Below are 19,581 nucleotides of genomic sequence, written 5' to 3' on the forward strand. Positions count from 1 at the left end.
CCACGGTGTCACCCCTGTTACTTATTGAGTAATTCCTTCAATTCCTTGCCTGCCTTGAAGAACGGCACACGCTTCGCCGGGACCGCCACAGTAGCACCGGTCTTCGGATTGCGGCCTTCTTTCATTCGCCTGGCCCGCAGGCGGAAACTGCCGAACCCCCTGATTTCAGTTTTGTTCCCGTTACGCAACGAATCGCGAATGCAGTCGAAGATCGTATTGACGACGATTTCGGCCTGCCGCTTCGTCAACGTCGTGACCTGTTCAGACACCCGTTCGATAATCTGCGCTTTCGTCATAGTCCCTCTCCTCATGGGTGGAGGTATGCCGCTCAGAATGCCATCAGATATTTCAGATCCACGCCGGTCCCCCACTCAACCTTGGGAAACACCGAGGACAAACGTGACTCCAAGAGATCTCGAACCGAGAACCGCTTCCGCGGCTCCACCACCTTAGGCTCGCCTTCGATCCCGGCGATATCGGCCGCAATGTGGATGGCGTCCTCCAGATCGCCCAATTCATCCACGAGCCTGGCTTCCTTGGCCTGCCGCCCGGTGAAGATCCGGCCGTCGGCCAGCGGCTCCACTTCGGAGAGTTCCAAGGACCGGCCGTCGGCCACGGCTTGGATGAACTGACGATGGACATCGTCCATGACCGATTGCAACAACTTGCGTTCCTCATCACCCATTTTCCTGAGCGGCGAGCCGACATCTTTGAATCGTCCGCTCTTGATCACCACACCTTCGACCCCGATCTTCTTCAGGAGACCTTCGAGGTTCGCCGTTTCCATGATCACCCCAATACTCCCCGTCAGGGTACCGGGGTTGGCGATGATGCGATCGGTCGCGGCCGCGATGTAGTATCCACCCGAAGCCGCGACCGTCCCCATCGAGGCGATGATCGCCTTGTTGCTCTTGTTCTTCACGCGCTTCACGGCATCATGGATTTCCTGGGACGGCACCACCCCGCCGCCCGGGCTGTCGATCCGCAAGACGATCGCTTTGACAAGCGGATTCTCGCTGTACTGCTTCAGATCCCCGACCGTCGTCTGCGCGTCGAGAATCACGCCCTCGATCCGGATCACCGCGACCTTCTCCTGGCTCGATAGATCCAGATCGGGGAACAGAACGTTAAACAACAGCAAGAGGCCGAGCCCGATGCCGAGCCATTTCAGGACCCGCCGCAGAGGATTCCGCTTCTGCCGGGATGCGGGGTCTCCGTTCGGATCCATCGTGCCTCCCTGACGTTAGGCTTCTTCGCCCTGGTTTCGCTTGCGGCTCTGCTTCGCCGCGCGCCCCAAGCTCTGATCCAAGCCTCCCTGCGAGGCGTGGAACTCATCCACCTGCCGACGCTCCGTATCGAGCTGATGGTCGCGCAAACTCAGCGCAATCTTCCGCTCCTCACGGTCGACCTTGATGATTTTGGCCGTCACCTCGTCCTGCAGCTTAAACTTGTCTTCCATCCGCACGTTCGGATCCAAGCCGATCTCGCTGATGTGAATGAGGCCTTCCACGTCCCCGTCCAGTTCGATGAACAGACCGAAGTCGGCAATCTTGCTGACCTTGCCCGTAATGCTGTCACCCACGCGATACCGACCCGGGATCTGATCCTCCCATGGATCACGCGACAACTGCTTGTAGCCCAACGACAGCCGCTCCTTGTCCTTATCGATCCGAATGACGACCGCATCCACCTTTTGGCCCTTCTTGAACAATTCCGACGGATGCTTGATGTGCTTCGTCCAGGACATATCCGAGATATGAATCAAGCCGTCGATGCCCTCCTCCAGGCCGACAAACGCACCGAAATCCGTCAGGCTTTTGACCTTGCCTTCGATCCGCGTACCGGCGGGGTATTTGGCCTCGATCATGTCCCACGGATTGGGGGCCGTTTGCTTCATGCCCAACGAGATCTTTCGGCTCGCCGGATCGATGTTCAGCACGGCCGCTTCCACCTGGTCGCCGACCGACACGACGCGCGACGGGTGCCGCACCTCGTGCGTCCAGGACATCTCGGACACGTGTACCAAGCCCTCCACGCCGGGCTCCAATTCGACGAAGGCGCCGTAATCGGTCAAACTCACCACTCGCCCACGCACGCGCGTGCCGATCGGGTATTTGGCCGCGACGCCGGTCCAAGGATCGGCCGTCTTCTGCTTGAGCCCCAGCGAGATACGCCCGGTCTCCCGGTCGTACTTCAGCACGGTGACTTCCACCTTGTCGCCGACCTGGAACAGCTCGGATGGATGGCCCACCCGCCCCCACGACATGTCGGTGATGTGGAGCAAGCCGTCGATGCCGCCAAGGTCGATGAAGGCGCCGTAATCGGTGATATTCTTCACCATCCCCTGGATGAGCTGGCCTTCCTTGAGCGTGGCCAAGGTGGTCTGACGACGACGATCCCGCGTCTCCTCCAGCAACACGCGGCGCGAGACGACGACGTTGCCGCGGCGATGGTTGATCTTGATGATCTTGAGGGGGAAGGTCTTGCCCACGAGGCCGTCCAGATCGCGGACCGGATGCAGATCGATTTGGGAGCCGGGCAAAAAGGCCTTGACGCCGATGTCCACCATCATGCCGCCCTTGATCCGGGAAATGATCTTCCCTTCGATGCTCTTCTCCTCCTTGTGCAGCCGCTCCAGTTCCTCCCAGATTTTCATCTTGTCGGCTTTTTCCTTGGAGAGCACCAGATTGCCGTCTGCGTCTTCACACTCTTCGAGATACACCTGCAGGCGATCGCCCACCTTCAGCTGCTGCAACTCCTCCTGCGAAAACTGATCGGCGGGAATCATTCCCTCGGACTTGTAGCCGATATCGACCACCACTTTGTCTTTGCCGATGGCGACGACGACGCCCTCGGTAATCGTGCCTTCCTCGAAATTGCGGAAGGTCTCCTCATACATGGCCGCCAAGGCGTCGCGGTCGAGTTTGGGTTCGCTCTGCGGGCTGACTGTACTCATGACAAAATCCTCGTCCTCCGGCTCGCGCCGGGTGCTGAATGTGACTGGCGCCAAGCCTTACTCAGCGTTGCAAGACTTGGCCTGGTGTGTCGCAGCAAGATCGCGGGGCGGCTCCGTCGGCACCGGCCGATCTCCCGGTACCGGAACCTGCCCGAGTTCCGCGATCTTTGCCATGACCGTTTGACTGACATGTTGATAAAACGCTTTGCCGTCCATCTGGGCCGCGGCGGCCGCAAAGTCGATCGGCTCCCCGTAGGACACCGTCACGCGACGGAACCGAGGCCAGGTCGCTCCCGGCGGCAACACCTCGAAGGTTCCGTCAATATGCGCGGGGACTACGCGGCACCCGGTCTGCGAGACGATCACCCCGATCCCGGGTTTCCCCGGTTTCAACGAGCCCGTGACCGTCCGCCCTCCCTCAGGAAAGATCGCCACGGCTTTGCCCGCTTGAATTAAACGCACGGCTTTGCTGAAGGCATCCCGATCCAACCGTCCGACGCGTAACGGAATCCAACCCACTCCCTGCAAGAGCCCGTTCAGCAGGGGAATCGGGAACAGGTCATGACGCCCCATGTACCAGACCCGCCTGGGAACCCCGCATCCCAACAGGGGAATATCGAGATAACTGGCGTGATTCGACGCGATCAGCACCCCGCCATCCCGCGGAACCGTTCCCACCGTGCGGTACCGAAAACAGATCCAGCCGATGACGCGCGACAGGACCCACAGGAATCCGTACAGGACGGACATCACGATCTCGCCGTGATCGCAGCCAACATCAAGTCGACGACCGCGTCCGCGGGCATGCTGGAGGTATCAATCCGCTCGGCGTCCGGCGCTGGAACCAACGGAGCCACGGCACGTGACCGGTCGCGATCGTCGCGCCCGGCCAGATCCCGTTTGGTCTGATCAAAGGCCACATTGTGCCCGGCGGCCACCAACTCGCGATGCCGGCGCGACGCGCGGACCTCCGCATCGGCCTCCAAAAAGAACTTTATGTCGGCTCTCGGAAAGACCCTGGTTCCGATATCGCGCCCCTCCGCGACCACGGAGCCGCGTGCGGCGATTTCCCGCTGAACCGGCAACAACCATTCGCGCACCGCAGGAATGGCCGACACCACTGACGCCAGAGCCGTAATGTCAGGGCTACGCAACTCACCGGTCACCTCGCAGCCATCCACAAACACATGCGCCTGTTCCACCCCGCATTCCATATGCAATCGCGTGGACGAGAGCAGGTCGGCGACGGCGGCGGGGTCATCAGGGTCGACGCTTGCCGTCCGCACTTTCCAGGCCAATGCCCGATAGAGGGCGCCCGTATCCAGGTAGAGGTATCCCAGCCGCGATGCCAGCAACCGAGCGACCGTGCTTTTCCCCGCCCCGGCCGGCCCGTCGATGGCGATGATCAAGCCCTGCTCCTCCCGTAAACGCTCCTGATGCATGCCAACACAGTCCCCGAACTATAGAGGTTTTTCCGCCCCAGTCAACAGACCCGCCAGCGTCCTCTCGAATCCCGGGAACGACGTTTCGATGCAGGCCGTATCCTGTATCAAGGTCGGTTTGCCGGCCGTCAAGGCGCCGATCGCCACAGACATGGCCACCCGATGATCCCCGTGGCTCGTGCAGGTCGCGCCCTTCAACGCCCCGTTCGCACCGGGGCGGCCCAGGCCGCGAATCACCATACCGTCCGGCCGTTCCTCGATCTGTGCCCCCATGGCCCGGAGTTCCGTCGCCATGGTGGCAATGCGATCGCTCTCCTTCACCCGCAATTCTTCGGCGCCGCTGATCACCGTTTCCCCCTCCGCGACAGCGGCAGCCACGCACAGGATGGGAAACTCGTCGATGGTTTGAGGAATCTGCTCCGGCCCGATCTGGACGCCTCGGAGCGGCGCCGACCGCACCCGCAGATCCGCCACCGGTTCACCCGCTTCTTCACGCGGGTTGAGAAGATCGATCTGCGCGCCCATGGCCCGCAATACATCCAAGAGACCCGTCCTCGTGGGATTGATTCCGACCGTCCGCACCGTCACGTCGGAATCGGGCACAATCGTCGCCCCGACCAAGAAAAATGCCGCCGCCGACAGATCACCAGGCACGACGACCGGTTTCCCGCCCCACCGGACCGAGGGGCGTCCGTCGAGCCGGAGCGTCAGACCGTCCCGCTGGAACGGAATCCTGAAATAGGCGAACATGCGCTCCGTGTGATCTCGAGAGAGGCGCGGCTCGCTGAGGGTAGTCACGCCGTCCGCATAGAGGGCGGCAAACAACAGCGACGACTTGATCTGCGCGCTCGCGACGGGTGACGCATAGGCTATGCCCTTGAGCCTGGTTCCGGTGATCGCCAAGGGCGCAAGTTCGCCTCCTTTTCGCCCCGCAATCACCGCCCCCATAGTCCGGAGCGGTTTCACCACCCGACCCATCGGGCGTCTGCGAATCGAGTCGTCGCCGGTGAGCACGGTGAAGAAATCCTGGCCCGCGAGCAATCCGGCCATCAGGCGGATTCCCGTCCCGGAGTTGCCGCAATCGATCGGGCCGAACGGCTCACTCAAGCCCCACATGCCCTTCCCGTGCACCTGCAGGCAGTCCGGGGTCTCATCGATTCGCACCCCCAGGGATCGGAATGCGCGCATGGTGTTCAGGCAATCTTCGCCGCGGCAGTACCCACTCACAGTACTCAGCCCTTCGGCCAAGGCGGTGAGTATGATGGCGCGGTGCGTCACGGACTTGTCGCCGGGGATCGTGACCGTCCCCCTCAGCGGGCGGCCCGGCGTGATGGTGAAGGATGCCATAGGGACTATCCCTTCCCTGCAACGCGGGGCGTCAGTTGCTCCCGTTCATGCTTGGCCTGGTCCAATTGTTTTTCGATCCCGGCCGCATCACCGGCTATGATCAGCCGCTTCAATTCGTCCAAGTGTCGCTGGTACGTCTCGATCAAGGAGACCAGGTTGTCGCGGTTCCAGAGGAAAATGTCGCGCCACATCTCCGGCGAGCTGGCGGCGATCCGCGTCGTATCCCGAAGGCCCCCTCCGGAATGACCGGCCAAATCCAGCTCCGGCACCCCGTGGTCGCGCACATCAGCCAATGCCGTCATGAGCGCAAAGGCCGCCACGTGCGGCAGGTGGCTCACGGCACCAAGGATCCTGTCGTGCAGGAACGGATCCATTTCCAACACAATGGAACCGGCCAGTTCCCATATCGCGCGCACGGTCTGAAGCGCCTCGGCATCCGTCTTGGTCGTGGGTGTCAGGATGCAGCGCGCACCGGTAAAGAGGGTTTCGGAACCAGCCGCCACACCGGTCTTTTCTTTCCCGGCGATCGGATGCGCCCCGACGAATCGAACGCCCTGCGGCATCAAGGCTTCGGACCTCGTCACCAACTCGCCCTTCACACTGCCCACATCGCTCACGATCGCGCCGGGCGTCAAGCACCCGGCCCACTCCCGCAGATGCCGTTCATACGTATCCACCGGCGTCGCGAGCAAGACGAAATCCGCCCCCTCCACGCCTTCGCGCGGGTCGGACACGTACCGATCGATGGCCCCGAGTTCCACGGCTGTTTTCAGGTTTTCCACCCGCCGTCCGATGCCCACGATGGAGTCTGCGATCTTCTGCCGGCGAAGAATCATACCGAGTGAGCCGCCGATGAGTCCCACCCCGACGATCGCCACCTGTTTGAAATGCGGTGTCATCATGTCTTCGACCACCCAGCCTCTCGGCTCAGAGCGTCCGCCCCACGGCTTCCGCAATCTTGCGCAAATCCCCCATCAGTTCTTTGAACATAGACGGCCTGATGGATTCCTCACCGTCACAGAGCGCGCATTCCGGATTGGAATGGACTTCGATCAACAGCCCATCGGCACCAGCCGCGATGGCAGCCTTGGACATGGGTGCCACCAAGTCCCACTTGCCCGTGGCATGGCTCGGGTCGACGATGACCGGAAGGTGCGACAGCTCCTTGAGAGTCGGGATGGCGGCCAGATCCAGGGTGTTACGGTATTGGGTTTCGAAGGTCCGGATCCCTCGCTCGCACAACATGACGTTGCGGTTCCCACGCGACATGATGTACTCCGCCGACAACAGAAACTCCTTGATCGTGGCCGACAGGCCGCGTTTCAGCAAAACGGGCTTATCGTACGCCCCGACTTCCTTGAGCAGTTCGAAGTTCTGCATGTTGCGGGCGCCGATCTGAATGATGTCGGCTTTCTCCAGGAACAACTCGATGTCCCTGGTATCCAGGATTTCGCTCACCACAGGCAAACCGGTCTGTTTCTTCGCTTCCACCAGATAGTCCAAGCCTTCCCGCCCCAAACCCTGGAAGGAATAGGGCGAAGTCCGCGGCTTATACGCGCCGCCCCGGAGCACCGTCGCGCCGGCCGACTTCACTTCGTGGGCGATGCCGACCGTCAGTTCCAACCGCTCCACGGCGCAGGGGCCGGCCATGACGACCACCTTCTTGTCACCGATCTTGACCCCGTTCACATCGATGATCGTGTTCTCTTTTTTGAACTCGCGGCTGACCAGCTTCCAGGGGGCCAGAATCGGCAGCACGCTTTCCACGCCGGGAAGGGCCGTCAAAGGCTGATTGTGTAGGATGCGGTCGTCTCCGATGACGCCGATGATGGTCCGTTCCTGGCCGGTCGAAATATGCGATTTCAATCCCAACTCCCGGAGCCGATCGATGATGTGATCGACCTCCCGTTCCGAGGCATCGGGCTTTAAGACAATAATCATGGTTGTCTCTCACTTTCCTTGTCGTAGCGCGCGCGTCACCGTGGCGAGCGCACTCAGGAACAATTCATTTTCCTCGGGGAGCCCAATCGTCACACGCAGCATGCGCCCTTCGATATGCCGCACAATGATGCCTTCCCGTAGCAGCGCGTCGAACACCTGGCGGCCGTCCCCCCCCACATCGAAATAGAGGAAATTGGTCTCGCTCGGGAGCGCCTCATACCCCAGCGCCCGTAAGCCCTCCCGCACCTTGTCCATCTCGGCGTGATTCAACGCCCGACTGGCGCTCACATGCGCCTCATCGTCGAGCGCCGCCAACGCCGCCCGTTGCGCCATGCTGTTGGCGTTGAACGGCGGTCGCAACCGGTTCAAATAGTTCGTGATTTCCGGAGTGGTGAGCCCATACCCGATGCGCAACCCCGCCAGGCCGTAAATTTTGGAAAAGGTCCGCAGCACGATGACGGGGCGACCGGCTCGTACATACCCGATCGTATCCGGGAACTCCGGATGCCGGACATATTCGTAATAGGCCTCATCAAACACCACGACGACATGGTCGGGCACGCGCGCCATGAGCGCGGCGACTTCGGCCTTGGTCGACATGGTGCCGGTGGGATTGTTGGGATTGCACACGAAGAGGAGGCGTGTCCTATCGGTGATCGCCTCGACCATTGCCGGCAAATCGTGGTGCCAGTCGTGCTGCGGCACTTCCACCGCGACGCCATGCGCGGCCGTCACCTCCATCTTGTAGATCACGAAGGTATGTTGCGCCATGACGGCTTCGTCGCCGGGCGACAGAAACGTGCGTGCCAACAGGCCCAGAATTTCATCCGACCCGTTCCCGAGGATCACCTGATCCGGTCCGACCTTCCATCGCTCAGCCAAGGCCCCGCGCAAACGAAAGGCCCCGCCGTCCGGATACCGATGGAGCGTCGACGCCGTCTCCCCCAGTACCGACAAGGCCTTGGGCGAGGGTCCGATCGGATTTTCGTTCGAGGCGAGCTTGATCGCACGAGGTAGCCCCAACTCACGCTGCAGTTCTTCGATGGGCTTGCCGGGAACGTACGGAACGAGGGCCGCGATATCAGGATGCACCTTCAGTGGCATGGCGTGACTCAATCCTTACGAGTAGGCGGGATAGGAGCCGAGGATCTTCATGAAGAGACAACGGCTCTTGACCTCTTCCGCCGCTTTCTTCACTCGCTCCTCATCGATATGTCCCTCGATGTCGACAAAGAAAATATATTCCCAGGCCTTGCGTCGGGACGGGCGCGACTCGATTTTGGTCATGTTCAAGCCGTGGGATGCGAAGGGCCGCAACAGGTCATACAAGGCGCCGACCTTGTCCTTGATCGACAACATCAGGGAGGTCTTGTCACGCCCGGTCCGCTCGGGCGCTTTTTGCGACAAGACCAGGAAGCGAGTGAAGTTATTGATGTTGTCCTCGATCCTGGCCGTCACCACCTTGAGACCGTACAACTGCGAGGCCAGTTCGGACGCAATGGCGGCGGCCGACGGATCATCGACACAGAGTTCGGCCGCGCGCGCGGTACTGGCGACTTCGGAAACCGGCACATGCGGAAGATTCGTCTCCAGCCAGTTGCGGCATTGCGCGATGGCATGGGGATGGGAGTAGATCCGGTTGATGTCCCCGACCGCGCCGCTCTTGGACATGAGATGGTGCGCGACCTCCTGGAGCACTTCTCCATAAATCAACAGGCTGGAGTCGATGAACATGTCCAGGGTATGGTTCACCACTCCCTCGGTCGTGTTCTCAATCGGCACCACGCCGAAATGCGCGCGCCCTCGCTCGACCTCACTGAACACATCCTTGATACTGTTGACGGGAATGTACTGGGCGGAAGAGCCGAACTTCTGCATGCAGGCCATGTGTGTGAACGTCGCTCGAGGTCCGAGGTAGGCCACTTTCTGCGGCCCCTCCAACGACAGGGAGGCCGACATGATCTCCCGATACACGGCCCGAATGGCTTCCGTCGGAAACGGACCGGTATTCTGCTTGCTCAGCCGGTCAAAAATCGCTGCTTCACGGGCCGGCGTGTGTAGATGGGCGTCGGCGTCTTTGAGCTTCTTCAAACGACCGATTTCGATGACGGATTTCGACCGCTCATTGAGCAGACGCAAAATCTGGTCGTCGATGCGATCGATTTCTTGGCGATAGCCTTGTAGGTCGTCCGACATGACGGGGGGATGTCCTCCTCGCGGAGCCTGCTAGTAAATCAGGAAGTCCGTGATAACAGGCTCGGGCTTGTCTCGAGAACTTGGCCAAGTGGGTATCCTACAGGACCCAACAAGGCCATTGCAAGGATAGGCGTGAGGATTCAACGAGTTGCAGTCGATCCGGCCTCGTCGGAAAACGACAGCAGATCCTGCCGCTTCTTGAAGTGCTCGAAGGCCTGTCTCGTGGCTTGGCGCCCGCGGCCGGTACGTTCGAGCAATCCGGCCTGGATGAGGTAAGGCTCGTAGACATCCTCCAGAGTCCCCTTGTCTTCTTGCACCGCCGCCGCCAGGGATTCGACGCCCACCGGCCCCCCGTTGAACTTCTCGATCACGGTCAACAGAATCTTCCGGTCCATCTCGTCCAGACCCGCAACATCCACGGCAAGCCAGAGCAGGGCCTCCTCGGCAACCTGCTTGGTGATTCGCCCCTCCGCCTTAATTTCCGCGTAATCACGAATGCGCTTGATGAGTCGGTTGACGATGCGCGGGGTTCCGCGGGCCCGCCCGGCAATTTCCGCAGCTCCGGCCTCATCGATCGGCACCTGCAGGAGATTGGCCGACCGTAGGACGATCGTCGTGAGGTCCTCCGGCGAGTAGAACTCCAGTCGATGCACCAATCCGAAGCGATCACGCAGCGGCGAGGTCAGGGCGCCCGCGCGCGTGGTGGCCCCGACCAGCGTAAACCGGGGCAGGTCCAACTTGATCGTTCTCGTCGATGCACCCTGCCCGACAACCAAATCGAGCTGGTAGTCTTCCATCGCGGGGTAGAGGGCCTCTTCCACGGAGGCCGGCAGCCGGTGGATTTCGTCGATGAAGAGGACGTCTCCCTCCTGCAGGTTGGTCAGAATTGCGGCCAAGTCGCCGGCATGGTTCAACACCAGGCCGGAGGTCGACCGGATAGCCGATCCCATTTCGCGCGCGATGATATGAGCGATCGTGGTCTTGCCTAAGCCGGGCGGGCCGTAAAAGATCGCGTGGTCGAGCGCTTCCCCGCGGCGCTTGGCTGCTTCGATACAGACGGCCAACGCATCCTTCATGCGGGACTGGCCGACATAGTCTTGCAGAGATTGCGGACGCAGCGCGGCCTCGATGCCCCGCTCGTCTTCGCTCACGCGATTGGTCATGGTACGATCCGACATCCTGTCTCCCGATGGTTAGTTGCCGCCGGCTTCGTGGGACTCCGGCGTCGGCCTAAACTTCGGCAGGGGCGGCGTAGCCCCTTGACCTGGTGCGGCAGTCGCCCCGCAATCCGGAGGACAGCGCACTCCGCCTTGATTGGGATCCGGCAGGGTCGTCCCCATCTGTTGCAGTTGGCACTGCGAGACCAGCCCCCCGTCCAGGTTGCCGCAACGCGCCGGCACATTCGACCGCCCGATCTCGGCATAACCATCCGGGCAGGGACCACAGACCGACAGCATGTTCGCACCCAAGGGGACACATTGCACGAGGGTGGGCTCTCCATCCTTGCAGAGATCCGGCGCTTCAGTCACTCCAGTGGTGGCATAGCCCTCCGGACAACGGCCACAGGTTTTACGGATACTTTTGGTTTCCTCAGCTGCCTCGACCGCAGGGAGCATGGTTATCAGTCCCAGGCCTGCCATGCAGACTCCTACGATCAGGCCGATGCCCCTTCCCACCCGTTGCCGTCGGTGCAATCGCTCCATGCTCCTCACCCCTTCGCCAAATCTTTCAGCGCTTCACGAATGATCCCCTTTAAGCCCTGCGCAGGCACATCGGCCTCAGCCTGCCGTTTGAGCGCCTCCTTCACGTCCGATGCTCGATAGCCCAGATTCACCAGGGCCGAGAGTGCATCCTCGTAAAGGGGATCGGCTCCTACGTCCCCCCCTCCTTTCACGCCCGTTCCACCTGTATCGAGTCCCGACACCTTATCTTTGAGCTCCAACGCAATCCGCGCGGCGGACTTTTTCCCGATGCCCGACACCGTCCCGAGCTTGTCTGTATCTCCGGTCTGGATCGCCCGATACAACTCTGGCACCGAGAGCGTGGAGAGGACGCTCAGCCCCAATTTCGGCCCGATCCCCGAGATACCCGTCAGAAGCAGAAACGCTTCTTTCTCCGCTGCGGTGAGGAAACCATAGAGCTGAATGGCGTCTTCTCGGACGTGGGTATGGATGCTCAGAGTAACGACCTCGCGCTGCTCCGGCAAGGCATAATAGGTACTGAGGGGAATTAGAACTTCGTACCCGACGCCGTGAACGTCGAGGGTGACATGGGAGGGAGACTTAACAATCGGGAGGCCCGTCAATAGGGCGATCATGCAACCAGCAGTCGGACGCTCCTCCTGCCCTAAGCGGTGGCGGCGGCGACTTTCTCCATCACCTCGTCCGAGATGTCGAAATTCGCGTAGACCTTCTGAACGTCGTCGTGCTCGTCCAGGATTTCCATGAGTTTTAACATCTGCTCCGCGGCCTTTTCTTCCAAGGCGATCGTATTTTGCGGAATAAAGTTCAATTCGGCGAGCGTGCACTCGATCTTGGCATCACTGAGCGCCTTCTTGACGGCTTCGAAGTCTTGCGGGCTGGTTTGAATTTCAAACGCCTTCTCGGTGACCTTCACGTCTTCCGCACCGGCGTCCAACGCAAGGGTCAGCAAGGCGTCTTCTTCCACCTTGCCCTTATCCACCACCAAGACACCTTTCTTGTGGAACTGCCAGGACACGGCCCCGGCCTCCGCCATGTTGCCGCCGTTCTTGGTGAGCAAGCTGCGGATCTCGGCGACCGTACGGTTCCGGTTGTCGGACGTAATTTCCAGCAACAGCGCCGTGCCCCCGGGCCCATACCCTTCGAGGGCAAATTCTTCATAGGTCACGCCGGGCAATTCACCGGTCCCGCGCTGAATGGCCTTTTTCATGGTGTCGCCGGGCATGTTGGCTTCTTTCGCCTTGGCGATAGCCAACCGTAGCCGAGGATTTCCGTCAGGATCGCCGCCGGACCGCGCTGCAATCGTCAGCTCACGGATAATGCGGGTGAAGATTTTCCCACGCTTGGCATCCTGAGCCGACTTATGCCGTTTGATTGTTGCCCAATGGCTATGGCCACCCATGGCGACTCCTCTATAAAACCCGGTTCTGAATGAGGCATGAGATCGGTAGCTGATGCCCTGAAGCGGTAGAGCTAACACAGTCCGTACAGGGGTGTCAACGCAAGGGCGACTGGACCCGAGTGGGCTTCTCCGACCGCCACAGCTATTCCGAATAGACCAGCAATTGCAGGCCGATCACGAGGACCAGCCCCGCCCAGGCCAGATCCCAATAGAAACGACCGATGAGAAGGCGGGCCCCACCCCAGCCGGAGAGCAGTTTGAGCGCGCCGGCCGTAATGGCCAAGGTGCCCATGATGGCATGGTCCACGGCAATCTTGTGGGCGGAGGGGTGGTCGCCATGCGAATGGAGAAACAACATTAAGCCGCCCACGATCGCGAACAGCGGCAGCGGAACAGCCCATGTCGAGCGAGTGACGAGACCGAGCCGTCGACACCATTCGATGGCTCCAATCCCTAGGGCCAGGATGCCGTAGGTCTTGTGCTGAAGAATCTCGGGATCGTGACCGAAGAAGGTCTGCACAAAGGAGAGGGACCCGATCGGCCAGGCGTCATGGTCGCTCCAGATGAGGAGGAAGCAGCCGCCCAACATGAGCGCACCGGGCAAGAGGAAGCGCGTCCACACCAAGGCCGACCAACCTATCGCTTCGCGCGCCTCGCTGAATCCTACCAACAAGAGAAACAAGCCCGCCAAGTGATGATTGAATTCCGAATAGGCGATGCCTTCTGCGGAGCCTTCCCACGCAACCGCGCCATCGGCCTGGCCATGGACATGCTCGACGGAGGAGCCGGTGTGGTTATGTTCGGCATGTTGCCCGCCGGCGGACGACGCCCCACACAGGGCCATGGCCAGACAGACCAGGAGCGCGAGCCGAAGGGGCGAGCCCGGAAACCTCAGACGAGACAGCAGTCGAGAGGGGAACGCTGGCAGAAAAGGAACAGCCCATCCGTTTCGTCGGATGGGCCCCAGACTCATCTCACGCATGCAGTGGCGGTTACATGAATTTCATGAACTTTTCTTTGGCCTCGTCCATGACCTGGGCGGTGATCTCGGTCAACCCACGCTCCTTGGCAATGCGTTCGATCTCGCGACGGGCCATCGGGCGAATGAAGTCCGGAATATTGTCCATCCGCTGTTCGGCGTCCTTGGTCCAGGCCAAGCCGTTGGGCGAATCGTTCTTGGAGTCGTCCATGACCTGCAGCGTAATGTTCTGATACCCCTGTTTGCGGGCATAGGCCTCGACGCTGCTTTGCACCATCGGCTTCACGAACGAAGGCAGACGCTCCAGTTTTTCCTTCGCGTCCGGCGTCCAGGTAAATTCGCTCGTGCCGTTTCCGTTTTGCGGCTTGCCGCCGGAGGTGAGCCCCATCTCGGCCACCATCGCCGAGAATGGACACCCGCCCGAAGCCTTCTCTCCACCGGCCGGCGCCTCAGCCTTGGCCGATGCGGCGGCGGGTTGTCCGGCCTGAATTTTCTCGTTGAGGTACGCGGCCATCTGTCCGGCACCGGCCTGCGCCTCGGCCTTGAGGGTCCCGCGCGTCATTTCAAAGGGCTCGGCCGTTTCCGTTCGCCCCCCCAACTTCACGCCGAGCGACGCCACCATCTGAGTTTCTCCGGGGTTCGTCACCATGGAAAACTTGGCGTTGCACGACGGGCAGCCAAAGAAGACACCGAGGGAGCCTTCACCAGGCTTTTCGACCTTTTGAAACGTCATGTAGGTCTCGCAGTTCAGGCAAACGAACTTCATAAATTCCCCCCTCCGGGTCGGTGGACTTACAGTTTTTCCGCCAGGACTTTCTTGTAATCGAGCAAGGCTTGGATGCGGCCGACGATGTCCTGATATTTCTGGATCGTCGGATAATTGGGATCGAGCAGCGGGTCCCCCTTGTCGAAGGTTTTGGCAAACGTGCGATCGAAGGGAATGCGTCCGAGCAGCGGCAGGTCCAAAACCTCGCACATCGCCTCGGTGTTACCCTCGAACAACTCGTTCTCGGCCCCGCAGGACGGGCAGCGGTATTCGCTCATATTTTCGACGATGCCCAAGACGCGGATGCCCATATCCCGAGCATAGGTGACGGACTTTTGTACGACATCCGATGCCACTTCCGACGGTGTCGTGACGACGATCGCACCGGCCAAATCCGGAATAAAGCCGGCGATGACCGGCGGCTTATCGGCGGCTGCGCCGGGTGGCAAATCCGCCAGCAGATAATCCAATTCGCCCCAGACGACATCGGCCAAAAACTCGCGGATGACATTCATCTCCATGAGCCCCAACCATACGGGGCTCAAGTCCATCGGCCCCTTCCACCGCACCGGTGACGCGCTATCGAGGAAAAAATCCATCGATGCCACCTTGATTCCCAGCGGGCCGACAGGAGGCTGGGCCCCCTCTGGGGTCAGGGTCAAGGAGCGGCCATGCAGGCCCAACATTCTCGGGACGCAAGGACCGTTGAGGTCCACATCGAGCAAGCCGACCTTGGCCCCTTGTCGGGCGAAGGCCAAGGCCAGGTTAACGGTGGTCATGCTCTTCCCGACACCGCCCTTCCCGCTCATCACGACCAGCTTTTGCTTGATGCCGGCCATGCGAGCCTGCACTTGCTTCATCTGGGCCGTGATCTGCTGGACGACTTTGGCGTCGTCGGAGTACTGGAGCTTCGTGAGAATGGACTTGAGATCCTTGTCTGCAGCCATAGTCATGAGAACCCCGCGAAATGGTTGATCGGGAACGCTACCACAGGGATTTCCACGGAGTCAAACGGCTCCGACGCCGGGTCAAATCGAATACTGAATGGTCGTCTTGGCTCCGGTCGATTGAACGAGCACCCCTCGGCGCTTCAACTCCTCGATGACTTGGCGAGCCGCAGCGTCAAAATCCTGCGGCCCGACGAAGTGCAGGTCGGTATTCGGCGGCGGCTCTTCTTCGGCCTTGCTCATATGCACCGCAATGACCGGCGCCGGTTGCACCAACGTGCGGATCATCTCGGCCATGCGGTGATAGTTGATCCCGAAAGTTTTGCTGGTAGACACGACGATCAACCCGGCATCGATCAACAGGCGCGCAACCTCGCCGTACCGCCGCACCCGTTCCGCTCCATAAGAGGGATCCGCGGCGGACAGGTCGGCATCCAGCCCCTGCAGCAAGTTCTCTCCCTCCAGCAGGTAGGCATGGCGGCTATCCGCCACAAGCAGCGCCTCGACCCGGCGAGCCAAGAAGGTCTTTCCGGTTTGAGCTGATCCGGTGAACAACACGATGGCGGCACGGTGGCCATATTGAGCGGCGCGATCCTCGGCCCGCACGTCGCCCGTGAGCCAGGCGAACTCGCGCTGCCGCGCCTCTTCGCGCAACCCCTCCTGCTCATCATGCACCAACTCGGTGATGATGCCGCCGCCGGCAATGTCATACTCATCAACCAGCACGAACCGCCCGGTCGACTCGAAGGACGAGGACAGGTCGAAGGCCAGCGGCGCCTTGGTCCGCATGGTCAGTTCGGCCACCTGATTTCTCGCCACGGACTGACTCTCCTGAAGCTGAGCCAGATCCGCCGTATCGATAATCCGGTGGATGGCGGCCACTTCACACGCCATCTCGCGCGTGGCCAGGCGGAGCAGATACTTTCGCCCCTTTTCCAGCGGTCGCTTCCCCATCCAGAACAGGTTGACGCGAATCGCCGTCGAGACGAGCGGAATGGAGTCGCGGTGTGACGCGATTTCTCCCCGCTCCACGAAAATCTGCTCGTCGAGCGTGATTCCAACCGATTGCCCGGCCTGCACTTCGCTGGAGGGAGGATCGACGTTAAACCCTTCGATGGACTGCACCACCGCCGTCTTGTTCGACGGCGAAAACACGAGCTGGTCGCCGACCTTCAGCCGTCCCGCTGTAATGCGGCCAGCCAAGATCCGGCGCGCGTCGAATTTGTACACGTCCTGCAAGGGAAACCGCAGCGGCTGCTCGGCTCGTGCCTGTTCCTTCCCGAAGAACGACAACGTCTCCAACACCGTCGGCCCCTTGTACCAGCCCATGTGCGGGCTGCGGATGACGATATTGTCGCCCATTTTGGCGCTGACCGGAATCATCTGTTGCGGCACCGCCTTGAACTGCCCGAGAAAGTCCCGATATTCCTTCTCGATCCCGTCGAACACGTCCTGCCGATACCCCACCAAATCCATCTTGTTCACGACGACCGCAAACTGCCGCACGCCCAACAGGGACAGCAGGTACCCGTGCTTCTTGGATTGCTCCCGCACCCCTTCCAAAGCATCGATCAGCAGCAGGGCCGCCTCCGCCCGCGCGGCACCTGAAATCATGTTCTTCAGAAATTCCTTGTGTCCAGGCGCATCGATGATGATGTACTGGCGCCCGTTCCAGATGAAGAAGGTGCGGGCGGTATCGATCGTGATGCCCTGCTCCTGCTCCTCGAGAAACGCGTCGAAGAGAAAGGCGTATTCGAACTCCTTGCCTTGCTGACGACAGATGGCCTGCACCTTTTCCAGCTTGCCCACGGGAAGCGACCCCGTATCGGCGTAGAGCCGGCCGACCAAGGTAGACTTTCCATGGTCCACATGGCCGACGATGACGATGTTGAGACTTTCCTGAGGTTTCTTCTGGTCCTGCTGTGTCATGTGTTCATCACTCGCTTCCGGAATCTGAGGTCGTCGCCAGGGCCATCGGCCCGCTCGGTTGGCTCACATGTAACCCTTCTTCCGCAGCATCTCCATACCGCGGCCCGCATCCTGCGCCCGTCCGGCTCGCTCCGCAATGTTGGTTCCGCGGAGTTCCTCGATGATCTCGTCGACGGTCTTGGCGGTGGACTTGATGGGCGTCGTGCAGGGCGCGCAGCCCAAACTGCGGTAGCGCGTGCCGTCGCCCTTGTCGAGATACAGATCCATGAACGGAATGTTCTCGTGCTTGATGTATTCCCAGATGTTGATTTCGGTCCAATCCAGCAGCGGATGGATACGAATGTGCGTACCCGGCGGAAAGGTCGTTTTGAACTGGTCCCATAACTCGGGCGGCTGATCGCGAAAATCCCAATCGCCGTGCTTGTCACGCGGAGAAAAATACCGCTCCTTCGCCCTCGTGCTGTCCTCATCCGCGCGGACCCCGAGGATGATGCCGGTGTAGCCCTTTTCTTCGACCAGGTTTTTCATGGCCGTGGTCTTGAGGGCCGTGCAACAGACATCCCGCCCAAGCGTATGGTTCATGCCCGCGGCGAGGGCCGCCTTGTTTTGACCGACCACCAGATTGAGGCGCCACTCGCGGGCGATGCGGTCCCGATATTCGATCATGGCCGGAATCTTGTAGCTCGTATCCACGTGTAGGAGAGGAAAGGGGACGTGGCCGAAGAAGGCCTTTCTGGCCAGCCACAACAACACCGTTGAATCCTTGCCCATCGACCACAGCATGGCGAGGTGGTCGAAATGCTTATAGGCTTCGCGAAGAATGTAGACGCTCTGATCTTCGAGCTGACGTAAATGTTTCATGGTTCCACGTTTCCAGTTAGGCTTAGGCCGACAGGCCGATTTTCGACGCAGCCCCGGCTTCCGCCGACGGGGTCGCGGCCAGCTCCGCCAGTTTGGCAGCGGCTTGTCCCGATTCCAAAGCGCGGCGCGCCGCCGTGAGACTTCCCGCAATCGACGGACCCTTGCCTGAGACATAGAGCAGCATGGCCGCATTGAGCAACACCCAATCGCGCTGACCGCCCTCCACCTTGTTGGCCAGCAAACGCGCAATGAACTCCGCTTCTCGCTCCCGCTGTTCCGGCGGAAATCCCGCCATCTCTCGGAAGGTCGCCATCGTCAGGCCCGCTTCCTTCGGATGGAAGGTGTAGGGGGTAATCCGCTCGTCTCTCAATTCCAAGAGCCTGGTCACGTTGCCGATCGACAGCTCCGGGTCCCCCTCGACGCCGCGTATGACCAGAGCACGGGGACAGCTCAGCATCCGCAACGCTTCGACCGTCTTTTCAAAATAGGGAGGATGCGAGAGGCCGATGACCTGCGCCTGGGCACGAGCCGGATTCAGCAGGCGCGCCACGGGGTGAAAGACATTCCGCACGCCCAGTTCCTGCCGCATCTCCAAGAATCGGAAGACCGGCGGATGGTAGAGCGCCAAGTCCAGATAGGCGAACCCCTTCCGCTCAAGTTCGGCTCCGACCGCCTTGGCCGTCAGATCCACGGGAATCCCGAGCGGCTTCAGCACCGATGACACCCCGCGCCGATCCGGCGGACCGTCGACGCCGTGCAGCAACACTACCGCGCCGGCCGCCACCGCAATAATGGCCGCCGGTACGAGCGCATGGAAAGTCTCGCGCTTGCCCGCGTAGGTCGGAACGTCCAGCACACCCAGCCCTGAGCGCACCGGCACCGGAGGCACATATTGCCGCGCTGCCGCTGTGAAGGCGGCCAGCTCCGTCACGGATTCGCTCTTGAAGCGCATGGCCACGAGAAAGGCTCCGACCTGCGCAGGGGTCGCCGTCCCTTCGATCATCAGACGCATGGCCTGCTTGGCCTCCTCCCAGGTGAGATCCTTGGATGTTTTCTGCCCCTTGGCGACTTTTGCGAGGAGATGCTGCATGGGTGGTGAAGACTTTCTCTGGTTG

General features: G+C 60.9%; 20 protein-coding genes. All 20 read right to left on the reverse strand.

Features of this window, described 5'->3' with window-relative positions; genetic code table 11:
* Nucleotides 1-17: 17 nt before the first annotated feature.
* The gene (locus HRU82_09130; GenBank protein ID QOJ35104.1) at nt 18-311 is read right to left on the reverse strand and encodes an integration host factor subunit beta; all 294 of its coding nucleotides are present in this window, start codon (nt 309-311) and stop codon (nt 18-20) included.
* A gap of 17 nt (nt 312-328) precedes the next feature.
* A complete protein-coding gene (gene sppA / locus HRU82_09135) occupies nt 329-1,228 on the reverse strand; it encodes a signal peptide peptidase SppA (GenBank protein QOJ35105.1) in 900 nt (299 codons plus the stop codon).
* A 15-nt stretch (nt 1,229-1,243) separates the two neighbouring features.
* Complete coding sequence (locus tag HRU82_09140; protein QOJ35106.1) at nt 1,244-2,956, reverse strand: 30S ribosomal protein S1; 1,713 nt, start codon at nt 2,954-2,956, stop codon at nt 1,244-1,246.
* A 57-nt stretch (nt 2,957-3,013) separates the two neighbouring features.
* Nucleotides 3,014-3,706 carry a 1-acyl-sn-glycerol-3-phosphate acyltransferase gene (locus HRU82_09145; protein ID QOJ35107.1) on the reverse strand — a complete coding sequence of 231 codons (693 nt, stop codon included), beginning with the start codon at nt 3,704-3,706 and terminating at the stop codon, nt 3,014-3,016.
* Nucleotides 3,706-4,398, reverse strand: a complete 693-nt coding sequence (locus HRU82_09150) for a (d)CMP kinase (GenBank protein QOJ35108.1) — start codon at nt 4,396-4,398, stop codon at nt 3,706-3,708. The genes HRU82_09145 and HRU82_09150 overlap by 1 nt, the downstream gene beginning before the upstream one ends.
* Before the next feature lie 18 nt (nt 4,399-4,416).
* Entirely contained in the window at nt 4,417-5,745 is a 1,329-nt protein-coding gene (gene aroA, locus HRU82_09155; protein QOJ35109.1) for a 3-phosphoshikimate 1-carboxyvinyltransferase, read from the reverse strand.
* A gap of 5 nt (nt 5,746-5,750) precedes the next feature.
* Complete coding sequence (locus HRU82_09160; protein QOJ37156.1) at nt 5,751-6,644, reverse strand: prephenate dehydrogenase/arogenate dehydrogenase family protein; 894 nt, start codon at nt 6,642-6,644, stop codon at nt 5,751-5,753.
* A gap of 28 nt (nt 6,645-6,672) precedes the next feature.
* On the reverse strand, nt 6,673-7,686 hold the full coding sequence (gene aroF / locus HRU82_09165) for a 3-deoxy-7-phosphoheptulonate synthase (GenBank protein ID QOJ35110.1): 1,014 nt from the start codon (nt 7,684-7,686) through the stop codon (nt 6,673-6,675).
* Between the two features lie 9 nt (nt 7,687-7,695).
* A complete protein-coding gene (locus tag HRU82_09170) occupies nt 7,696-8,790 on the reverse strand; it encodes a histidinol-phosphate transaminase (protein ID QOJ35111.1) in 1,095 nt (364 codons plus the stop codon).
* A 15-nt stretch (nt 8,791-8,805) separates the two neighbouring features.
* Entirely contained in the window at nt 8,806-9,882 is a 1,077-nt protein-coding gene (gene pheA / locus HRU82_09175) for a prephenate dehydratase (protein QOJ35112.1), read from the reverse strand.
* Between the two features lie 140 nt (nt 9,883-10,022).
* Nucleotides 10,023-11,060, reverse strand: a complete 1,038-nt coding sequence (gene ruvB / locus HRU82_09180) for a Holliday junction branch migration DNA helicase RuvB (protein ID QOJ35113.1) — start codon at nt 11,058-11,060, stop codon at nt 10,023-10,025.
* Between the two features lie 15 nt (nt 11,061-11,075).
* Nucleotides 11,076-11,585 carry a hypothetical protein gene (locus tag HRU82_09185; GenBank protein QOJ35114.1) on the reverse strand — a complete coding sequence of 170 codons (510 nt, stop codon included), beginning with the start codon at nt 11,583-11,585 and terminating at the stop codon, nt 11,076-11,078.
* A gap of 5 nt (nt 11,586-11,590) precedes the next feature.
* The gene (gene ruvA, locus HRU82_09190; protein QOJ35115.1) at nt 11,591-12,199 is read right to left on the reverse strand and encodes a Holliday junction branch migration protein RuvA; all 609 of its coding nucleotides are present in this window, start codon (nt 12,197-12,199) and stop codon (nt 11,591-11,593) included.
* A gap of 29 nt (nt 12,200-12,228) precedes the next feature.
* Nucleotides 12,229-12,984: a YebC/PmpR family DNA-binding transcriptional regulator gene (locus HRU82_09195; protein QOJ35116.1), complete on the reverse strand. Its 756-nt coding sequence runs from the start codon at nt 12,982-12,984 to the stop codon at nt 12,229-12,231.
* Between the two features lie 142 nt (nt 12,985-13,126).
* Entirely contained in the window at nt 13,127-13,966 is an 840-nt protein-coding gene (locus HRU82_09200) for a hypothetical protein (protein QOJ35117.1), read from the reverse strand.
* Between the two features lie 10 nt (nt 13,967-13,976).
* Nucleotides 13,977-14,729 carry a PCP reductase family protein gene (locus tag HRU82_09205; GenBank protein QOJ35118.1) on the reverse strand — a complete coding sequence of 251 codons (753 nt, stop codon included), beginning with the start codon at nt 14,727-14,729 and terminating at the stop codon, nt 13,977-13,979.
* Between the two features lie 26 nt (nt 14,730-14,755).
* Nucleotides 14,756-15,682, reverse strand: coding sequence for an Mrp/NBP35 family ATP-binding protein (locus tag HRU82_09210; protein QOJ35119.1), 927 nt, complete (start codon nt 15,680-15,682; stop codon nt 14,756-14,758).
* A gap of 75 nt (nt 15,683-15,757) precedes the next feature.
* Nucleotides 15,758-17,605 carry an adenylyl-sulfate kinase gene (locus HRU82_09215; protein ID QOJ35120.1) on the reverse strand — a complete coding sequence of 616 codons (1,848 nt, stop codon included), beginning with the start codon at nt 17,603-17,605 and terminating at the stop codon, nt 15,758-15,760.
* Between the two features lie 63 nt (nt 17,606-17,668).
* Entirely contained in the window at nt 17,669-18,466 is a 798-nt protein-coding gene (locus HRU82_09220; GenBank protein ID QOJ35121.1) for a sulfate adenylyltransferase subunit 2, read from the reverse strand.
* Between the two features lie 22 nt (nt 18,467-18,488).
* Complete coding sequence (gene trpD, locus HRU82_09225) at nt 18,489-19,556, reverse strand: anthranilate phosphoribosyltransferase (GenBank protein ID QOJ35122.1); 1,068 nt, start codon at nt 19,554-19,556, stop codon at nt 18,489-18,491.
* Between the last annotated feature and the right edge of the window lie 25 nt (nt 19,557-19,581).

Origin of the sequence: Nitrospira sp., assembly GCA_015709715.1 — a bacterium.
Taxonomy (GTDB): Bacteria; Nitrospirota; Nitrospiria; order Nitrospirales; family Nitrospiraceae; genus Nitrospira_A.

What these genes read in the sequence shown, in the direction of transcription:
- HRU82_09130 (QOJ35104.1), bottom strand. Translation starts at nt 311, where the DNA reads ATGAGGAGAGGGACTATGACGAAAGCGCAGATTATCGAACGGGTGTCT.
- sppA (QOJ35105.1), bottom strand. Translation starts at nt 1,228, where the DNA reads ATGGATCCGAACGGAGACCCCGCATCCCGGCAGAAGCGGAATCCTCTG.
- HRU82_09140 (QOJ35106.1), bottom strand. Translation starts at nt 2,956, where the DNA reads ATGAGTACAGTCAGCCCGCAGAGCGAACCCAAACTCGACCGCGACGCC.
- HRU82_09145 (QOJ35107.1), bottom strand. Translation starts at nt 3,706, where the DNA reads ATGTCCGTCCTGTACGGATTCCTGTGGGTCCTGTCGCGCGTCATCGGC.
- HRU82_09150 (QOJ35108.1), bottom strand. Translation starts at nt 4,398, where the DNA reads ATGCATCAGGAGCGTTTACGGGAGGAGCAGGGCTTGATCATCGCCATC.
- aroA (QOJ35109.1), bottom strand. Translation starts at nt 5,745, where the DNA reads ATGGCATCCTTCACCATCACGCCGGGCCGCCCGCTGAGGGGGACGGTC.
- HRU82_09160 (QOJ37156.1), bottom strand. Translation starts at nt 6,644, where the DNA reads ATGACACCGCATTTCAAACAGGTGGCGATCGTCGGGGTGGGACTCATC.
- aroF (QOJ35110.1), bottom strand. Translation starts at nt 7,686, where the DNA reads ATGATTATTGTCTTAAAGCCCGATGCCTCGGAACGGGAGGTCGATCAC.
- HRU82_09170 (QOJ35111.1), bottom strand. Translation starts at nt 8,790, where the DNA reads ATGCCACTGAAGGTGCATCCTGATATCGCGGCCCTCGTTCCGTACGTT.
- pheA (QOJ35112.1), bottom strand. Translation starts at nt 9,882, where the DNA reads ATGTCGGACGACCTACAAGGCTATCGCCAAGAAATCGATCGCATCGAC.
- ruvB (QOJ35113.1), bottom strand. Translation starts at nt 11,060, where the DNA reads ATGTCGGATCGTACCATGACCAATCGCGTGAGCGAAGACGAGCGGGGC.
- HRU82_09185 (QOJ35114.1), bottom strand. Translation starts at nt 11,585, where the DNA reads ATGGAGCGATTGCACCGACGGCAACGGGTGGGAAGGGGCATCGGCCTG.
- ruvA (QOJ35115.1), bottom strand. Translation starts at nt 12,199, where the DNA reads ATGATCGCCCTATTGACGGGCCTCCCGATTGTTAAGTCTCCCTCCCAT.
- HRU82_09195 (QOJ35116.1), bottom strand. Translation starts at nt 12,984, where the DNA reads ATGGGTGGCCATAGCCATTGGGCAACAATCAAACGGCATAAGTCGGCT.
- HRU82_09200 (QOJ35117.1), bottom strand. Translation starts at nt 13,966, where the DNA reads ATGCGTGAGATGAGTCTGGGGCCCATCCGACGAAACGGATGGGCTGTT.
- HRU82_09205 (QOJ35118.1), bottom strand. Translation starts at nt 14,729, where the DNA reads ATGAAGTTCGTTTGCCTGAACTGCGAGACCTACATGACGTTTCAAAAG.
- HRU82_09210 (QOJ35119.1), bottom strand. Translation starts at nt 15,682, where the DNA reads ATGACTATGGCTGCAGACAAGGATCTCAAGTCCATTCTCACGAAGCTC.
- HRU82_09215 (QOJ35120.1), bottom strand. Translation starts at nt 17,605, where the DNA reads ATGACACAGCAGGACCAGAAGAAACCTCAGGAAAGTCTCAACATCGTC.
- HRU82_09220 (QOJ35121.1), bottom strand. Translation starts at nt 18,466, where the DNA reads ATGAAACATTTACGTCAGCTCGAAGATCAGAGCGTCTACATTCTTCGC.
- trpD (QOJ35122.1), bottom strand. Translation starts at nt 19,556, where the DNA reads ATGCAGCATCTCCTCGCAAAAGTCGCCAAGGGGCAGAAAACATCCAAG.